The 16,087-nt window shown below is 66.7% G+C and carries 13 protein-coding genes; 11 read left to right on the top strand and 2 right to left on the bottom strand.

Features of this window, described 5'->3' with window-relative positions:
* Positions 1–147: 147 nt before the first annotated feature.
* On the top strand, positions 148–843 hold the full coding sequence (locus EYF70_RS25795) for a DUF4142 domain-containing protein (protein WP_131147935.1): 696 nt from the start codon (positions 148–150) through the stop codon (positions 841–843).
* A gap of 123 nt (positions 844–966) precedes the next feature.
* On the opposite strand, the gene EYF70_RS25790 is transcribed toward EYF70_RS25795, so the two are convergent.
* The gene (locus EYF70_RS25790) at positions 967–1,440 is read right to left on the bottom strand and encodes an OsmC family protein (RefSeq protein WP_131147934.1); all 474 of its coding nucleotides are present in this window, start codon (positions 1,438–1,440) and stop codon (positions 967–969) included.
* A gap of 126 nt (positions 1,441–1,566) precedes the next feature.
* Here EYF70_RS25790 and EYF70_RS25785 point away from each other — a divergent pair, with 126 nt between their 5' ends.
* The 5 genes from EYF70_RS25785 (at position 1,567) to EYF70_RS25765 (ending at position 7,928) form a co-directional block, all read left to right on the top strand.
* A complete protein-coding gene (locus EYF70_RS25785; protein ID WP_131147933.1) occupies positions 1,567–3,087 on the top strand; it encodes a BCCT family transporter in 1,521 nt (506 codons plus the stop codon).
* A 42-nt stretch (positions 3,088–3,129) separates the two neighbouring features.
* Positions 3,130–3,711 carry a DNA-3-methyladenine glycosylase I gene (locus EYF70_RS25780; RefSeq protein ID WP_131147932.1) on the top strand — a complete coding sequence of 194 codons (582 nt, stop codon included), beginning with the start codon at positions 3,130–3,132 and terminating at the stop codon, positions 3,709–3,711.
* Positions 3,704–5,392: an FAD-dependent 5-carboxymethylaminomethyl-2-thiouridine(34) oxidoreductase MnmC1 gene (gene mnmC1 / locus EYF70_RS25775; RefSeq protein ID WP_229420563.1), complete on the top strand. Its 1,689-nt coding sequence runs from the start codon at positions 3,704–3,706 to the stop codon at positions 5,390–5,392. Before EYF70_RS25780 ends, mnmC1 begins: the two co-directional genes overlap by 8 nt.
* A 90-nt stretch (positions 5,393–5,482) precedes the next feature.
* Positions 5,483–6,184, top strand: coding sequence for a sensor histidine kinase (locus EYF70_RS25770; RefSeq protein ID WP_307722080.1), 702 nt, complete (start codon positions 5,483–5,485; stop codon positions 6,182–6,184).
* A gap of 10 nt (positions 6,185–6,194) precedes the next feature.
* On the top strand, positions 6,195–7,928 hold the full coding sequence (locus EYF70_RS25765; RefSeq protein ID WP_131147931.1) for a tetratricopeptide repeat-containing response regulator: 1,734 nt from the start codon (positions 6,195–6,197) through the stop codon (positions 7,926–7,928).
* An 18-nt stretch (positions 7,929–7,946) separates the two neighbouring features.
* Here EYF70_RS25765 and EYF70_RS25760 read toward each other — a convergent pair whose 3' ends face one another.
* Positions 7,947–8,693, bottom strand: a complete 747-nt coding sequence (locus tag EYF70_RS25760; protein ID WP_131147930.1) for a PhaM family polyhydroxyalkanoate granule multifunctional regulatory protein — start codon at positions 8,691–8,693, stop codon at positions 7,947–7,949.
* Between the two features lie 97 nt (positions 8,694–8,790).
* Between EYF70_RS25760 and EYF70_RS25755 the strand changes: the two genes are divergently transcribed.
* The 5 genes from EYF70_RS25755 (at position 8,791) to EYF70_RS25735 (ending at position 16,078) form a co-directional block, all read left to right on the top strand.
* Positions 8,791–9,921 (top strand): DUF3108 domain-containing protein, encoded by a 1,131-nt coding sequence (locus EYF70_RS25755; protein WP_131147929.1) that lies wholly within the window; start codon positions 8,791–8,793, stop codon positions 9,919–9,921.
* Between the two features lie 12 nt (positions 9,922–9,933).
* Complete coding sequence (locus tag EYF70_RS25750; RefSeq protein ID WP_131147928.1) at positions 9,934–10,680, top strand: DUF3108 domain-containing protein; 747 nt, start codon at positions 9,934–9,936, stop codon at positions 10,678–10,680.
* 347 nt (positions 10,681–11,027) lie between these two features.
* Positions 11,028–12,401, top strand: a complete 1,374-nt coding sequence (locus EYF70_RS25745; protein ID WP_229420562.1) for a hypothetical protein — start codon at positions 11,028–11,030, stop codon at positions 12,399–12,401.
* 17 nt (positions 12,402–12,418) lie between these two features.
* Positions 12,419–13,246 (top strand): hypothetical protein, encoded by an 828-nt coding sequence (locus tag EYF70_RS25740; protein ID WP_229420561.1) that lies wholly within the window; start codon positions 12,419–12,421, stop codon positions 13,244–13,246.
* Between the two features lie 3 nt (positions 13,247–13,249).
* Complete coding sequence (locus EYF70_RS25735) at positions 13,250–16,078, top strand: ATP-binding protein (protein ID WP_131147927.1); 2,829 nt, start codon at positions 13,250–13,252, stop codon at positions 16,076–16,078.
* Positions 16,079–16,087: the final 9 nt, after the last annotated feature.

The following is a 16,087-nucleotide window of genomic DNA, read 5'->3' as shown; positions in this document are numbered from 1 at the left end:
GCATATCTCATTCGATAAACCGCATAAGGAGCCTGGAAGTGGCTTCGCTCCGTGTTTGTCCAGTTTGTTGTCGGAGTTTGTGTCCGAGTTTCTGTCTCATATCGTGTCTTACCACCCGAAAATTTCAGACCACTACAGGAGAATGCAATGAACAAGGCAAGGATGTGGAAGAGTTACCTGGGCGTGCCGCTGCTGGCCGTGCTGATGGGCATGGGTTCGGCTTATGCCCAGTCGCTGGCGAAAGCCGACGAAAAGGCACTCAAGGACATGGCGATCGCCAACATGGCCGAGGTGGAAACCGCCAAGATCGCGCTGCAGAAGTCGCAGAATGCCGAAGTGAAGGCCTTTGCCCAGCAGATGGTGGATGACCACACCAAGGGGCTCGATGAAGTGAAGGCCGTGGCCCAGGCCAAGAACGTGACGCTGCCGAGCGAGCCGGATGCCAAGCACAAGGCCATGGCGAAGAAGCTGCAGGCCATGTCCGGCGAGAAGTTCGACAAGGCTTACCTCGACATGGCCGGCGTGAAGAGCCACAAGGAAGCGCATGCGCTGGTCGTCAAGACCCAGTCGAACGCCAAGGATGCCGACGTGAAAGGCCTGGCGGCGAAGCTGCAGCCCACCATCGACCAGCACATGGGCCATGTGCAGCAATTGGCCTCGTCCATGAAGGACATGAAGACCGGCACCGCGATGGGCGCTTCCGGCAGCGGCAGCACGGGCGGCTCGGCCATGCCGAAGAGCAAGGACAAGGTCGGCACTCAGCAGCAATCCAGCGGCAACACGGACAATCCGGCCAACCCGGCGAATCCGACCACCAATCCGGCGACCGCGCCGGCGAAATGACCTCGCCGGTTTGATCGCGGGCCTTGATCGCGAGACTCGATCGCAAACCATGGAAGCCCGGCGCATGCGCCGGGCTTTTTTTATCTTTCCAGACCCGGCTGCCTGACGCCGGGGCGCCGCGGATCAGCCCTCCGGCTCGATCGGCGGTTCGATCGTGATCTCGGTCTTCAGCGAGTTCGCGATGTAGCACTTGTCGTGCGCTTCATGGTGCATCGCCGCGATCTCGTCCTCGCTTGGCCAGTCACCGCCGGCGAACACGATCTCGGGGCGCATGGTGATGTTCGTCATCGACATCCGGCCGGCGCCATCCTTCTCCAGCAAACCGACGGGATTGTCGACATAGCTTTCCACGACATGGCCGCGCTTTGCCGCGATCGACAGGAAGAACAGCATGTGGCAGCTGGCTGTCGCGGCGACCAGCGCTTCTTCCGGATCGACGTTGTCGGCCACCGACATCGGCAGCGGCACCGACAGCGGCGAGGACGACGCGGGCACGCGCAGGCCGCCGTCGAAGCGCCATTCGTGGCCGCGGCTGTATTTCTGGTCCAGGAACGGCTGGCCGTTGCGCTGCCATTCCAGTCGTGCTTCGAATTGCATGGGTTTCTCCATCCGGTTGTGATGCCGTGAGTGTAGCGCGCCGGCTGGCCAATCGGCCGACATGCTGCCGGGCCGGGCCCTATAATCGCCGGCTGGCCGCCGCAAGGCGCCATCCAAGGAGGTCTCATGCAACTGTTTTTCACGGCGGGGTTCATCCTGCTGATCGTCATCTGGGGCGTGCTCGCGCCCGACACCATGGCTGCGCAATTCGACATGCTGCTGGCCGCCATCACCCGCAACTTCGGCTGGCTGTACCTGTGGCTCGTGCTGGGCCTCGTGCTGTTCGCCCTGTTCCTGGCATTCAGCCGCTACGGCGACCTGAAGCTGGGCGGAGAAGATGAAACGCCGGAATTTTCAACCAAAAGCTGGTTCTCGATGCTGTTCGCGGCCGGCATGGGCATCGGCCTGGTGTTCTGGGGCGTGGCTGAACCCATTTCGCACTTCAACGTGGCGCCACCGCCCGGCATCCGGCCCGGCACGCCGGAAGCGGCCAATGCCGCCATGCGCCATGCGCTGTTCCACTGGGGCGTGCACCCGTGGGCGGTGTACAGCATCGTCGCGCTGGCGATCGCCTTCTTCCTGTACCGCCGCGACGGCCGCTCGCTGATCAGCACCGTGACGGATGCGCTGCCGTGGCGCTGGCCGAAACGGCTCGGCGGCCTGTTCAACGCGCTGGCCGTGATCGCCACCGCGTTCGGCGTGGCCGCTTCGCTGGGCATGGGCGCGCTGCAGATCAACAGCGGGCTGGCGTCCGTATTCGGCGTGCCCAACACGGAGACTGCGCAGGTGATCATCATCGTCGTCGCCACCGCGCTGTTCGTCACCTCGGCCGTGAGCGGCGTCGACAAGGGCGTGCGCATCCTGTCGAACGCCAACATGATCCTGGCGGCGCTGCTGGCGCTGGCGGTCTTCGTCCTCGGGCCGACCGTCATCATCATCGATACGCTGACCAACACGGTAGGCACCTACCTGTCCGAATTCGTGCGCATGAGCCTGCGCATGACGCCGTTCCGCGACACCAACTGGGTGGGCGGCTGGACCATCTTCTACTGGGCCTGGTGGGTCTCGTGGTCGCCGTTCGTGGGCCTGTTCATCGCCCGCGTGTCGCGCGGGCGCACGATCCGGGAATTCATCATCGGTACCGTGGCGGCGCCGTCGCTGGCGGCCTTCCTGTGGTTCTCCATCTTCGGCGGTACCGCGCTGTACATGGAAGTATGGCAGCACGTGCCGCTCTCCGAAGCGGTCAAGGCGGACGTGTCGACCGCGCTGTTCCAGATGTTCCAGGCGCTGCCGGGGGGCGCGGCGATGTCGGTCGTGGCCACCGTGCTGGTGCTGGTGTTCTTCGTCACGTCCGGCGACTCGGCGGTGCTGGTACTGAGCATGATGAGCACCAGCGGCAATCCGCATCCGCCGGCGCGCGTCAAGGTGACCTGGGGCGTGCTGGTCGCGGGCATCGCCCTCAGCCTGCTGCTGGCCGGCGGCCTGAAGGCGGTGCAGACGGCCACCATCGTGTTCGCGCTGCCGTTCACGGTCGTCATCATGCTGATGGCGTGGTCGCTGTGGCGGGGCATCGTCCACGACTGGGACGAGGAACAGCGGCGCGAGCGCGAACTGCGCCGCAAGCTGCGGCAGATGGCGGGGCAGTAAGCTCCACTATACTGGCGCTTCCTCAACTTGCCGCCAGCCGCCATGTCGACCGCCGTCCGCTGCACCTGGGCCAATCCCGCCAATCCCCGCTACATCGCCTATCACGACGACGAATGGGGCGTGCCTTGCCACGACGAGCGGCGGCTGTTCGAGATGCTGAACCTGGAGGGGGCCCAGGCGGGACTGTCGTGGGAAACCATCCTGAACAAGCGCGACACCTACCGCGCCGCGTTCGACGATTGGGATCCGGTGCGGATCGCCGCCTACGGGCCGGACAAGGTGGCCGAACTGCTGGCCAACCCCGGCATCGTGCGCAACCGCCTGAAGGTGGCCGCGGCCATCAGCAATGCGCAGGCGTACCTGCGCCTGCGCGAGCAGGGGCAGACACTGGATGGCTACCTGTGGGGCTGGGTGGACAACAAGCCGATCCGCAACCACATCGGCACTCCGGCCGACCGCATGGCGAAGACGGATCTGTCCGACCGCATCTCGAAGGACCTGGGCAAGCGCGGCTTCAAGTTCGTCGGTTCCACCATCGTGTACGCCTACCTGCAGGGTATCGGCATCGTCAACGACCACGATGCCGCCTGCTTCCGGCATGCGGAGTGCGCGCGCCTTGGCTGACCGCGTCATCCTCGACCTGGCGTTCGACACGGAGCGCCTCGCTGCGGCCCGCGCGGCCGGAGACGGGCTGCACGACAGGCTGCACTACATCGCGGTGATGCCGTCGTTGCCGGAAGTGGCGGACACGGAGCTCGCCGCGCACTGGCGGGCGGATTTCCTGGTGGCGGTACCGGGCCTGCACCGGCTGGAACTCGATGGCGGCCGTACCCTCGTCGACATCGTGCTGGGCGAGGCTGAAGCGATGCTGCCCGAACTGGATGCGCGGGTCGGCGAATTCATCGTGCCCTCGACGCAGGCACCGTTGCGGGCGCTGGCGCGGCTCGCGGTACCGGGCGCGCGGCTGCAGGCCCCCCTGGGCGACGAAGCCTGGCGCCGTGCCCTGCGCGCCGCCGGCTTTTCGTGGGATGCCGAAACCGAACCCCTGCAAGCGCGCTACACGAGCCGCAAGCCGCAGCCGCCGCGGCCCGCGCCGCCGGTGCGCAGCGCCGTGGTCATCGGTGCCGGCGTGGCCGGTGCCGCCGCCTGCGAACGCCTGTGCGCGCGCGGCTGGCAGGTCACGCTGGTCGAGCGGCACGAGGAGCCGGCGCAGGAAGCGTCCGGCAACCGGGCCGGCATCTTCATGCCGCTGCTGTCGCGCGACGACAATATCCCGACGCGCCTGACGCGCGCTGCCTACCTGTACGCGCTGCGCCGCTGGCACGCGCTGGGCGGCATGGCGCCCGATGGCAGCGCGCCGATCCTCGGCCAGCAGTGCGGCGTGCTGCAGCTGGCTCGCGATGCGGAACACGCGGCATTGCAGGAAGAAGTGGCCGGCGCATGGCGCTATCCCGAGGAGTATGTGCGCTGGCTGGATGCAGCGCAGGCCTCCGCGCTGCTCGGTTCCGCCACGCCGCATGGCGCCTGGCTGTTCCCGCAGGGCGGCTGGGCCAACCCGGCGTCGGTTTGCCGGGCCATGCTGGCCGCGTGCGGCGAGCGCCTGCGGCGCGTGTTCCATGCCGAAGCGCTGGCGCTGGAGCGGGCGGGCGAGCGGTGGCTGGTGCGCAGTGCCGAGGGCATCGTGCTGGCCGAAGGTGCCCACGTGATCGTCGCATGCGGCGCCGGCGCGATGCAGCTGCCGCAGACGGCACCGCTGCCGCTGTACACGATGCGCGGGCAGGTCACCCACCTGGCCGCCGGCACCTTCGCGGCGCTGCCGCTGGTGGTGTGCCGCGAGGCTTACATGACGCCCGCCTCCGGCGGCATCGCCAGCGTCGGCGCCACGTATGACCGCACGTCGGACCGCGAGGCCGACCGCACGCTGTGGCCATCGAGCCAGGCGGAAAACCTGGCGCGGGCGCGCGAGATCCTCGGTGCCGCGCGCGTGCCGGACGACGCGCCGCTGGCCGGCCGGGTGGGCTTGCGCTGCATGGCGCCGGACCGGTTGCCGCTGGTGGGCGCCTTGCCGGACCATGGCGCGGCAAACCAGCCGGAGCGCCTGCGCGACGTGGTGCGCCACCCGGGCCTGCACGGCTTGCTGGGCTATGCCTCGCGCGGGCTGATCTGGGCACCTCTGGCGGCCGAGTTGCTGGCTTGCCAGCTTGACGGACTGGCATCGCCGCTCGAGGCCACGCTGGCCGCCGCCCTCGATCCGGGCCGTTTCTTGCTCAAGGCACGCCGGAAAACTGTCGCAATCGCGCCATAGCGTTGTCGTAAAACCTTGGGAAACCCGGGTAAACCCTGATTTCATGCGGGTTCACGGCTATAATTGCCCTACTGAAACTTTTGCGGGGTAATGATGGAAGATCGTGGCGGCTCGCCCGAGCTGTTCGTGTTTCTGGCTTCCACGGTACACGACATGAAGAATTCGCTCAGCGTGCTGGGCGGAACGCTGGAAAACCTGCTCGGCAAGACGCCGCAGGCGAACCAGGACGCCTCGTACCCGCAGCTGGCGCACATGCTGTACCAGACCCGCCGGCTGTCCGACAACCTGATGCAGCTGCTGGCGCTGTACAAGGAAGTGGGCAAGCCCACCTATCCGTTCGAGCCCGTCACTGTGCCGCTGGGCGAGCTGGTGCACCAGGTGGCCAGCCAGTCGCGCGTGCTGCTGGACGCCAAGGAGATCCGGCTCGACCTCGACTTCAGCCACGAGCTGCTGTGGACCCTGGATGAAGACCTCGTGATCGGCGTGCTGTGCCACGCGATCAACAATGCCGTGCGCTACACGCGCGACCGCATCCGCCTGTCGATCGCCGAACACGACGGCATGCTGGAATTCCGCGTCGAGGATAACGGCATGGGCTTCCCGCCATCGATGCTGGAAGCGGGCGCCGTGGTGGGGCAGGGCGTCAACTTCCTCACCAACAGCAGCGGCCTGGGGCTGTTCTTCGCCAGCGAAGTGGCGAAGATGCACAAGCGGCGCCAGCGCGGTGGCAGCATCCGCCTGGAGAACGGCGGCCCGCTGGGCGGCGGCTGCTTTGTCCTGACCCTGCCCTGATCCGCCTGCCATGACCAGTACCTACATCACGGCAAGCGGCGCGCCGGTGCCTGAAATCTCCGGCGTCGAGTGGAGCGAAAAACGCTACCTGATCGTCGACGATTTCGTCGGCATCCGGCAACTGCTGCGCGAATCGCTGCGCAATATCGGCGCCCGGCACATCGACCAGGCTTCCTCCGGCGGCGAGGCGATGACGCTGCTCGGTCGCACCCATTACGACGTGGTGCTGTGCGACTTCAACCTGGGCGAAGGCAAGAATGGCCAGCAGGTACTGGAAGAAGCGCGCGTGCGCAACCTGATGGTGCCCAGCAGCGTGTGGCTGATGGTATCGGCCGAGAAAAGCGTGGAATCGGTGATGGGCGCGGCCGAGCACCAGCCGGACGCCTACATCATCAAGCCGATCACCGAGGGCGTGCTGCTGACGCGCCTGAACCGCGTATGGCACAAGAAGCAGGTCTTCCAGCAGATCGATGCCGCGTACATCGACAAGGATTACCTGCGCGCGGCCCGGCTGTGCGACGAGCAGATCGAGCGCCACAAGGTGCACGAGATCGACCTGATGCGCATGAAGGCGGCCCTGCTGCTGAAGGCGGGCGAGCCGGAAAAGGCGCGCGTGGTGTATGAGCGGCTGCTCGAGGAGCGCGAGTACAACTGGGCGCGCACCGGCCTGGGCAAGATCCGCCTGGCCAATGGCGACCACGAGGCGGCACGCCAGATGTTCCAGGGCGTGATCGCCGAAAACCGTTTCTATATCGATGCCTACGACCAGCTGGCCGCGTCGCTGGAGCTGCTGGGCCGCCACGAGGATGCCTGCGGCGTGCTGGAAAAGGCCGCCAAGCTGTCGCCGAACTCGGTGCCGCGCCAGCGCAGCCTGGGCAACGCCGCGCTGCGCATCGGCAACGTGCAGCTGGCCGAGCATGCGTTCCGCAAGTGCCTGGCCATCGGCGAATACTCGATCCGGCGCACGGTCGACGCCTACCTGGGCATGGCGCGCGTGTGCGGCATGAAGAACGACACCAAGGAGGCGCTGCGGCTGCTGGCCATCGCGCAGCGCGATTTCCCTGGCGAGGTGGTCCAGCTGCGCAGCAAGGTCACCGAGGGCCTGGTGTACCACGAGAGCGGCGACTACCGCAGGGCGCGCAAGTCCGGCGACCAGCTCGAGGCGATGCTGGAAGCGGAACCGAAGCGCCCGCACACCGCCACCTGCATCGAGATGGCCACGCTGCTGTTCGCGGTCGGCGTCAAGGATGCGCCGGTGGAGCTGCTGTGCCACGTGGTGCGCAACAACCACGACAACGCCGTGCTGCTCGACGAGGTGCAGAAGATCTTCGACAAGGCGCGCATGAGCGAGGAGGGCGTGGACCTGATCGCCGCGGCGCGCAAGGAAGCGTCGGAGATGATGAACCAGGGCGCGCTGCTGTGGAAGACCGGCCGGCTCGGCGATGCGGTGGCGTGGATGCGGGCATCGCGCGAACGCCTGCCGGACAATATGCGCATCCTGTTCAACTCGGCGCAGATGCTGATCAACCTGATGCAGCAGCAGGGCTACAGCGAAGAACTGATGATCGAGGCGAACGGCGTGCTGATGCACGTGGATGCGCTGGCGCCCGGGCAGCAGCGATTCGCGCAGCTGGTCGAACAGCTGCAGGAACTGGTGCCGCGGCGCCGGGATGCCGTCGATAGTGCGAATAGTGCGAATAGTGCGGACAGCGCGGCCGAGACGCCGGCCGCGGCCGGAGAATAAGCTGCCGCGGCGCGGGCGCTATTCCTTCTTCGGCACCGTCTTGCGCGCCGGTGCCTTGCGGGCCGTGCCGGCGCTGTCGGGTTTTGCTTCCTGTCCCGGCCCGGCTTCCGCTGCCTCGCCCGCACCGGCGGCAGGGGCGCCATCGCTGGCGGCTGCCGGTGCCGGCTTCGCCTCCGGCGTCATCGCGGTGGAGACAGCCTGCTTGAACTGTTCCTGCAGCATGTTCCACCAGATGGCGGGGTTGGCCATCTGTGCGGCCGCCGCCGCGGCGAGGTCGGGCTTCGGTGGCGCATCCTCGGCGGGCTTGCCTTCCGTACTGGCCGCCGGCTTCGGCTGCGCCCTGGCCTCGGGTTTCGCTTCCGGCCGCGGCGCCGGTGGCGGGGCCGGTCTCGGCGTGACCTTGGCGGGCTCGAACTGGTTGAAGAACGCGGCCGCGTAGGGATTCGCGTCGAACAGCGTTTTTTCCGGGCGCCCCGGCTTTTGCTGCATCGAGTCGGCCAGGCTCTGGCCCATCGACTTCAGGGTTGCAATCGTGCCGCGCTGGACTTCCAGCGCCTGGATACTGCTGCGCAGCATCGTGCCATTCAGGTTCAGCCAGGCTTCCACGGCCTTCAGGTCGTTGATCTTCTTGTCCAGCTCATCCAGCGACAGCGTGGGCGATGCTAGGCCGGGAACGCCCATGCTGCCCCACAGCGATTTCACGAAATCCAGGGTGTCCGTCATCACGGCCGCGCCGGGGATGTTGGACATTTGCGGTGTGCTCATGGCATGTCTCCAAAGCTTTGGTGGGTACCTTCGGCGCCTAGCGTAGCAGATTTGACACCATCGCCGGCAAAAAACGGAAGCGTTTACACTAGGGGGCATGACGATCGTTTCCTTTCTTTCCCGCCGGCGCCGCGCGCTGGTGCTGTGCGCGGCCACGGTGGCGCTGCACTACGTGACGATCGGCTGGCTGGCGGCACGCATCGGCACGGCCGATACGCCACGGGAACAGGTGCCGATGAAGGTCAGCGCGCAATTGCGGCCGGCGCTGCCGGCGCGGGTGGCGAGCCCGCCGCGGCAGGCGCCCGTGCCGGCCCCTGCGCCAGCCAGTCCGCGTCCGCCGGTGCCGTCCGCGTCGCGGATCGCCGCGCCGGCCGACCCGGTTCCCGAGCCGGTGCCGGAGCCGGTGGCCGGGCCGGTGCCGGCCGTGGTGGCGGCTCCCGTTCCAGTCGATCTCGTGGCACCGCCGGTGCAAGGCGGCGCTGCGCCGCGGCCTGCCGACGTACAATCGGCGGCCGACAGCACGCCGGCCGCGGCGGCCGAACCGATGCCAGGCCGGCGGTTCCGCGTCAATCCGCCGCCCAGCGCGACCTTCGAGCTGGAAGTGAACCGGACCGACGCGGATGGCACGAAATGGAGCGGCAGCGCGGACATGCGCTGGCAGACCGACGGCAGCACGTACAAGGTCGGCCTGGATGTCGGCATCAGCGTGCTGGTGGCGCGGGTCGGCCTGCTGGAACTGGCCAGCGAGGGCACGATCGACGACGGCGGCATCGCCCCCGTGAAGATGACGGAAAAGCGCCGCAGCCGCGCGATGACGGCCACGCACTTCGACCACGAGGGCAAGCGCATCACGTTCTCGGCCAGCACGGCCGCGGTGCCGATGGCGGCCGGCGCGCAGGACAAGGCCACCGTGCCATTCCAGCTTGCCGCGATCGGCCGCGGCGACGTCAACCAGTTCGGCAGCGATATCGATATCCAGGTGGGCGAAGACCGCGAAGCCACCGTGTACCGCTTCGTGCTGGTCGGCGAGGAGGAGCTGGAAACGAAAATGGGCCGGCTCGTGACGTGGCGCCTGGCGCGCCCGCCGCGGCCCGGCAGCTACAACGCGCGGCTCGATATCTGGCTGGCCCCTGGCCTGGACTGGTATCCCGTGCAGATCCGCAATACGGAACGCAGCGGCGCCGTGACAACGCAGACCGTCACGAAGATCCTGCGCCCTGCAAGCTGACCAAGGAATAACATGAAACATATCCCGTACCGTGCCGTGCTGGCGGCCTGGCTGATCGCAGCGTCGCTCCCGGCGGCCGCCCAGGACGAGCGTCCGGCGGTGAAGTACAAGTTCGACCTGCCGCCATCGGCGGAGCTGAGCTACACGGTCAAGGCCAGCAGCCACGGCATCCCGCTGTCCGGCAACGGCACGATCGGCTGGCAGCAGGGCGGCGGCAAGTACACGCTGGTGACGGAAGCCCGCTCCGGCATGTTCGGCAAGGTGCTCGAATACCGCAGCGAAGGCACGGTCGACGCCTGGGGCCTGGCGCCGGACACCTACTACGAGAAGCGCATCCGCAAGGGTGCCGGCACCACGACCTTCCGGCGCGATGCGAAAACCATCGACCTGGCCGACAGCGACAACACGGTGCCGATCCACGGCGGCGAACAGGATCGCAGCAGCGCGCCCTGGCAGCTGGCCGCCATCGCCCGCGCCACGCCGCAGAAATTCGTGCCCGGCTCGGAATGGAAGTTCTACGTGGTCGGCCGGCGCAACGCCGATACCTGGAGTTTCAAGGTGGTGGGCACCGAAACGGTCAAGACCGGCGTCGGCGACGTGAAAGCCGTCCACTTCAGCAAGGCGCCGCCGAAGGGCAAGGGCCAGCAGGTGGACCTGTGGCTGGCGCCGTCGCTGGAATGGTATCCGGTGCGCCTGGTGTTCATGGAAGAAGACGGTGATTCCTTCGAGCAACTACTTGACAGGGTGGTGAAAAAGTAAAAGTTGCCGGAAAAATGGGGACGGACCCCATTTTCCGGGCAATAAAAGCAGAAAAATGGCCACAGTGCCGAAATCCTGGTGCCGGACACCTTCTTTTCGGTGTCGGACATCGGTTTGTGCTGAAAAATCGCCAATTTGCCGGCAAAAACCGGTGTCCGACACCTGGTGGTGTCCGACACCAGCGGCACGATTTCCTCAAAAATAGGGTCCGTCCCCATTTTCCGGGCAACGATTGCCTTGCCGCCGGTAACGGTTTTGCTAGCTGGAACTGGTATACTCACGTCCCCGCCTGAGTTCGCAAGCCGTTGAAGGTTTAAGCAGCAGGGCGCCCAGAACCCCGGAGCGCGATGAGTAATACCGCACATGCGGCAGCCAGCACAGCCACGGCTGCCGAACACAATTCCATTGAGCACGAACAGGCACTGCAGGCGCATTTCCAGCCGCACGTGTCCGTCGACGAGATCGAGCAAGTCTTCCACCTGAAGCGCGCGCAGCCGCTGCTGCAGGTGTTCACGGCGCTGTTCCACGGCGGTTTCGAGAGCGTGCTGGTGCGCCTGCTGGTGCTGCGCGAGCTGGCCAACGACGCCACCTCGTCGGCGTTTTCGCGCGCCGACATCAACACGCGCCTGGCCTACCTGCTGCCGGAAAGCCTGGAAACGGTGCTGATGCGCCTGCGCACCAACGGCCTGCTGGCCTGGGATGCGCAGCAGGGCGTGTACCGCGTGACGCCGATGGCGCGCAACGTGCTCTCCTCGATCGACGCGCTGCTGACCCTGGGCCAGGACCACGACGAAGCGGAAATGGGCTTCCTGCTGTCGCAGGTGGCCGGCGCGCAGGCGGTGGGCGGCGTCACGTCAGAACAGCTGCAGCACCTGCTGGGCCGCCTGACCGACCTGACCGACGAATTCCGCGACGCCATCGCTTCCGGCTCCGAATTCCGCCTGCGCGAGTCGCAGGCCAAATGGCACACCGCGTGCGACTGGGTGGAAAAGGGTTCCGAGATCCTGCGCGCCATCACCAGCGACGAAAACGCCGATGCGGCCACGCACCGCGCCGCGCAGGCGATCGGCCGGGCCCAGAGTTCGCTGCTGAACATGCAGGGCATGTTCTCGCGCGCGCTGAACCAGATCGAGCGGCAGCGCGTGCACCTGGGCCAGTCGGGCCTGTCGACGACCGACATCAAGCGCTGGCTGCTGGCGCACCAGGATCTGGCTTCGCTGGCGGAAGACGCCATCGAACAGCCGGTGAAGCCGCTGTTCATCACGCCGGCCGAGATGATCGACGTGGCCGAGACCGAGCTGATGGCCGAGCGCGTGGCCGTCGTCGCCTCCGGCCTGCCGTCCGGCGAGGATGCGCCGCTGACGGTAAACGAAGACCAGGACATGCAGCGCGAGCTCGATGACTGGCTGGCGCGCCTGTCCGACTTCGCCACGCTGAACAATTTCCCCAGCATCGCCGACGAATCGCCGAAGGACATCAACGTGCACGAAGCGCTGCTGCCGGCCAGCTTCGCGGTGGCGTCCTACCGCGCGTCGATGCTGCCGCTGCTGGGCGACGAGGGCGAGGCAAGCCTGCAGGGCGCCACCGCCGCACTGGCGCGCCTGCCGCTGCAGTTCGCGCCCACCGACATGATGGTGCAGCTGGATGACATGGAGGTGGCCGCCATGACCCTGGCCCGCCTCTCCCTCGATGTGAACGATGGCGACAAGGCCGCGAGCTGACTTATGCGAGTTACAAAATGAATGACGATTCCCAGATTCTGATCGCCCGCCTGCTGACGCACCAGACGCTGCGCCGCGACGACCGCCTCGTGAAACGCGCGCTGTCGGACGAACAGTTCCGCCAGGAAGTCGATGCGCGCCTGCTCGCCACCGGCCTGAAGCTGCTGGACAATGTCTACGCGGACCACGTCACGCTGGCGCTGCACCGCGCGATCGAACCGAAGATCTTCGGCGCGCGCGACACATGGCAGAACAACAATTTCGGCCTGGCCCGCGACGGCGTGGCGCTGCTGGTGGTGCTGTGGGCGCTGATCATCCTGCCCAAGCGCGAGCGGCAGGAAACCCACCAGCACGCCGATGACGACCAGAACGACATGTTCGGCAATGACAAGCCGGTACCGCGCGCCGAAGACACGTCGATCGGCATCCCGTACAAGGCGCTGCTGGCCGACTTCGGCGACAAGCTGGGCAAGAAGACACGCATGGACATGAACCTGGGCATCCTGTCGAAGCTGGGCTTCATCGAGCGGCGCGGCGACATCCTCGTCGAAGGCCCGCTGCTCGACCTGCTGATGGATACCGACCTGCTGAAGGAACGCATCATCAACGGCGCGCTGGCCGAAGTGTTCAAGCGCGCGCCGGCGCAGGTCGTGCATATCCCGCGCGCCGTGCTTGCCGCCGCCAACGACACCGCCAGCGTGGATGACAGCGCGGCCGATCCCGCCGCCGAAGACGAAGTGGCCGCCGCGATCCGCGACGCCGCCGCTTCCGCCAACACTGACGCCGACCAAGACGCCAACGAGGGCGCCAACGACGGCGCCAACGATACCGAGAACCGGAGCTGACGCATGTTTCACATCAAATCGCTGGAGCTGGTCCACTGGGATTACTGGCAACGCATCAAGAACATTCCGCTGGACGCCAAGATCATCACGATCGCCGGCCAGAACGGCTCCGGCAAGACCACGCTGCTCGATGCGCTGCGCACGCTGTTCGGCCTCGATTGCTCGATGGGCCGCACGTACAAGCACTATGCCCGCCACTCCGGCCAGCAAAGCGCCTGGCTGCGCGCCGTGGTCGACAACCGGGCCCAGGGCCGGCAGCTGTCGAACCGGCCGTTCCGCTCCAGCGGCTTCTTCTCCGAGGATGAAGTCACGCTGTTCTGCCAGATCCAGAAGAACGGCGGCGACTGGAAGCGCCAGTACCTGATGCGGCCGGGGAATGTCGAGATCGAGGAAGTGACCGAGGCGAACGACTGGCTCGGCGTGGAAAACTACCGGAAGCGACTGGCGAATGCGGGCCTGTCGCCGGCGATGGCGAAGGTGCTGGCGCTGGAGCAGGGCGAGACCGACAAGCTGTGCGAGTACGCGCCGCGCCAGTTGCTGGACCTGGTGTTCCAGGTGTTCGGCGACAAGGAAGTGCTCGACGCCTACGACGAGGCGAAGCGCCACCAGCGCGATACCGAGGAAGAGCTGAAGCGCTTCGAGGCGGAGCTGGAGGGGTCGCGCGCGAACCTGGAAGGCCTGCGCCTGCGCGTGGCCAACTACCATCAATGGGAAACGCTGCACAAGGAACGCCGCAACCTGCAGGAAGAAGTGCTGCCCACGCTGGAGTACCACGAGGCGCGCGAGAAGGCCAACAACATCGGCCGCCAGCTGCGCGAGGCGAAAAAGCCGCTGGCGCAGGTGGACCAGGTGATCGCCGACAAGCGCCGCGAAGTGGAACGCCAGGCCTTGCTGCTGCAGGAAGCGCAGCAGCAGGAAACGGTACTCGAGCAAGAGTCGACCGTGCTGCAGACGCGCCTGTCGTCGCTGAACGCGAAGCTGAAACCGCTGGACAGCCTGATCGAACAGAAGTCGCGCCTGCAAAAGCTCGCCGCCGAAGCGGGCGCCGACATTGCCGACGTGGCCAAGCAGCTGGAAGAAAAGGAAGCGGAGCTGGCGCGCCTGCGCGCATCGCGCGATGCGGTGTCGTCGCGCATCGCGGCCGACAAGGCCACCATCTCCGCGTTGCAGGGCAAGACGGCGATGCCGGAGCCGGACAACGTGCGGCAGATGCGCCGCGTGCTGCGCGATGCGAACATCCCGCATGCGATGCTGTCCGATATCGTCGAAGTCACCGACCCGAAGTGGCAGGGCGCCGTCGAGGGCGTGCTGGGCGGTTATGCCTCGGTGGTGCTGCTGGAGAATGCGTCCGATGCGGCCGCCGCCTACCGCCTGGCGGAGAAGGAGCGCTATCGCCACTTCATCGTGCCCGAATGCGTGAAGGCGCACGAGCCGAAGAACGACAGCCTGCTGTCCGTCGTCCGCTTCACGGCGCGCGCGCCGGAATGGCTGATCGAGCAGCTGTCGCGCATCACCCGCGTGGATTCGGTGGAGCAGGGCGCGAAGCTCGGCAACATCGAGGAATGGATCACGCCGGACGCCTACCACAAGGAACGCCGCGGCGGCCGCTCGCTGTTCGTGGAAGTGTCGCGCTACCGCTTCGGTTCCGCCGGCCGCACGCAACGCCAGGAAGCCATTGCGCGCAACCTGCCGTCGCTGGAAGCGGAAGAAGACAAGTTCACGCTGCAGATCAGCAAGCTGGCTTCCGAGACCAGCGCGCTGAAGGCCCGCGTGGCCGGTGTCGACGCGGTGAAGGAACTCTCCGCTCGCGCCGATGAATTCGACGAGGCGGTACGCGCCGCCGTGCCGCTGCGTTCCGAACGCCTGGAAGTGGGATCGCGCCTGGGCGAGCTGCAAGGCCTGATGAAGAACGCGACGGTCGCCCGCACCCGTGCCGACGGCGCGTGGAACGGCGCGCGCATGGCGCTCTCCGAGGCGGAAGCGGGCATGCGCCTGAACTACAAGCGCCAGCTGGACCAGCGCTCCGACCACGCGCGCGCCTTGCTGGCGCTGCGCCGGCAATGGAAGCACCTGCCGGCCGCGTGGCGCCGCCCGGCGCGCCGCCAGGCCGTGGTGGCGCAGCACGTCAACGCGCACCAGGTCGACCTGCGCATCGCCAGCCTGCAGGCCAGCCTGGCACGCGACGACTGGGAACTCGACGCCACCGTCATCGACCAGTACGCGCGGCTCAACGAGCAGCTGTCGTCGCGCAAGAGCGAGACCGAGGAGCGCCGCTACCAGAACAACCGCGCGATCGAAGCCACCGGCAACGCGCGCGGCGCCTACATCGAGCGGCTGCGCTACACGATCAAGCAGTACACGAAGAACATCAAGGAGCTGGGCGAGCTGGCCAAGATCGAAGTCAGCGCCGATCCGGTGAAACTGGAGAACGACGACCTGCTGCTGGCGCAGGCCGGCCTGCACGTGCGCTTCAAGTTCGACGGCAAGGGCGTGATCGGCATGAACGACGGCGAAGCCTCCGGCGGCCAGCAGGTGATGAAATCGCTGGTGCTGCTGATCGGCCTGCTGAAGTCCGACGAAGGCTCCGGCGGCTTCGTGTTCATCGACGAACCGTTCGCCCACCTGGACATCCGCAACATCCAGCTGGTCGGCGAGTTCCTGAAGAACACCGACGCCCAGTACCTGATGACGACCCCGCTGACGCACAACACGGACGTCTACGACCCTTCCGAACTCACGCTCATCACGAGCAAGAAAAAGAAGGACACGCAGTGGGCCCAGCCGATCTTCGTGCTGCAACGCAAGAAAGCCGAAGACAAAGCCGCTGCCTGACGCCAATGT

Origin of the sequence: Pseudoduganella albidiflava (assembly GCF_004322755.1) — a bacterium.
Classification (GTDB): domain Bacteria; phylum Pseudomonadota; class Gammaproteobacteria; order Burkholderiales; family Burkholderiaceae_D; genus Rugamonas; species Rugamonas albidiflava.
The sequence above is the reverse complement of the archived record's forward strand: the minus strand, read 5'-3'. Positions and strand labels throughout refer to the sequence as shown.

What these genes read in the sequence shown, in the direction of transcription:
- EYF70_RS25755 (WP_131147929.1), top strand. Translation starts at nt 8,791, where the DNA reads ATGACGATCGTTTCCTTTCTTTCCCGCCGGCGCCGCGCGCTGGTGCTG.
- EYF70_RS25770 (WP_307722080.1), top strand. Translation starts at nt 5,483, where the DNA reads ATGATGGAAGATCGTGGCGGCTCGCCCGAGCTGTTCGTGTTTCTGGCT.
- EYF70_RS25790 (WP_131147934.1), bottom strand. Translation starts at nt 1,440, where the DNA reads ATGCAATTCGAAGCACGACTGGAATGGCAGCGCAACGGCCAGCCGTTC.
- EYF70_RS25740 (WP_229420561.1), top strand. Translation starts at nt 12,419, where the DNA reads ATGAATGACGATTCCCAGATTCTGATCGCCCGCCTGCTGACGCACCAG.
- EYF70_RS25780 (WP_131147932.1), top strand. Translation starts at nt 3,130, where the DNA reads ATGTCGACCGCCGTCCGCTGCACCTGGGCCAATCCCGCCAATCCCCGC.
- EYF70_RS25785 (WP_131147933.1), top strand. Translation starts at nt 1,567, where the DNA reads ATGCAACTGTTTTTCACGGCGGGGTTCATCCTGCTGATCGTCATCTGG.
- EYF70_RS25745 (WP_229420562.1), top strand. Translation starts at nt 11,028, where the DNA reads ATGAGTAATACCGCACATGCGGCAGCCAGCACAGCCACGGCTGCCGAA.
- EYF70_RS25795 (WP_131147935.1), top strand. Translation starts at nt 148, where the DNA reads ATGAACAAGGCAAGGATGTGGAAGAGTTACCTGGGCGTGCCGCTGCTG.
- EYF70_RS25765 (WP_131147931.1), top strand. Translation starts at nt 6,195, where the DNA reads ATGACCAGTACCTACATCACGGCAAGCGGCGCGCCGGTGCCTGAAATC.
- EYF70_RS25735 (WP_131147927.1), top strand. Translation starts at nt 13,250, where the DNA reads ATGTTTCACATCAAATCGCTGGAGCTGGTCCACTGGGATTACTGGCAA.
- EYF70_RS25760 (WP_131147930.1), bottom strand. Translation starts at nt 8,693, where the DNA reads ATGAGCACACCGCAAATGTCCAACATCCCCGGCGCGGCCGTGATGACG.
- EYF70_RS25750 (WP_131147928.1), top strand. Translation starts at nt 9,934, where the DNA reads ATGAAACATATCCCGTACCGTGCCGTGCTGGCGGCCTGGCTGATCGCA.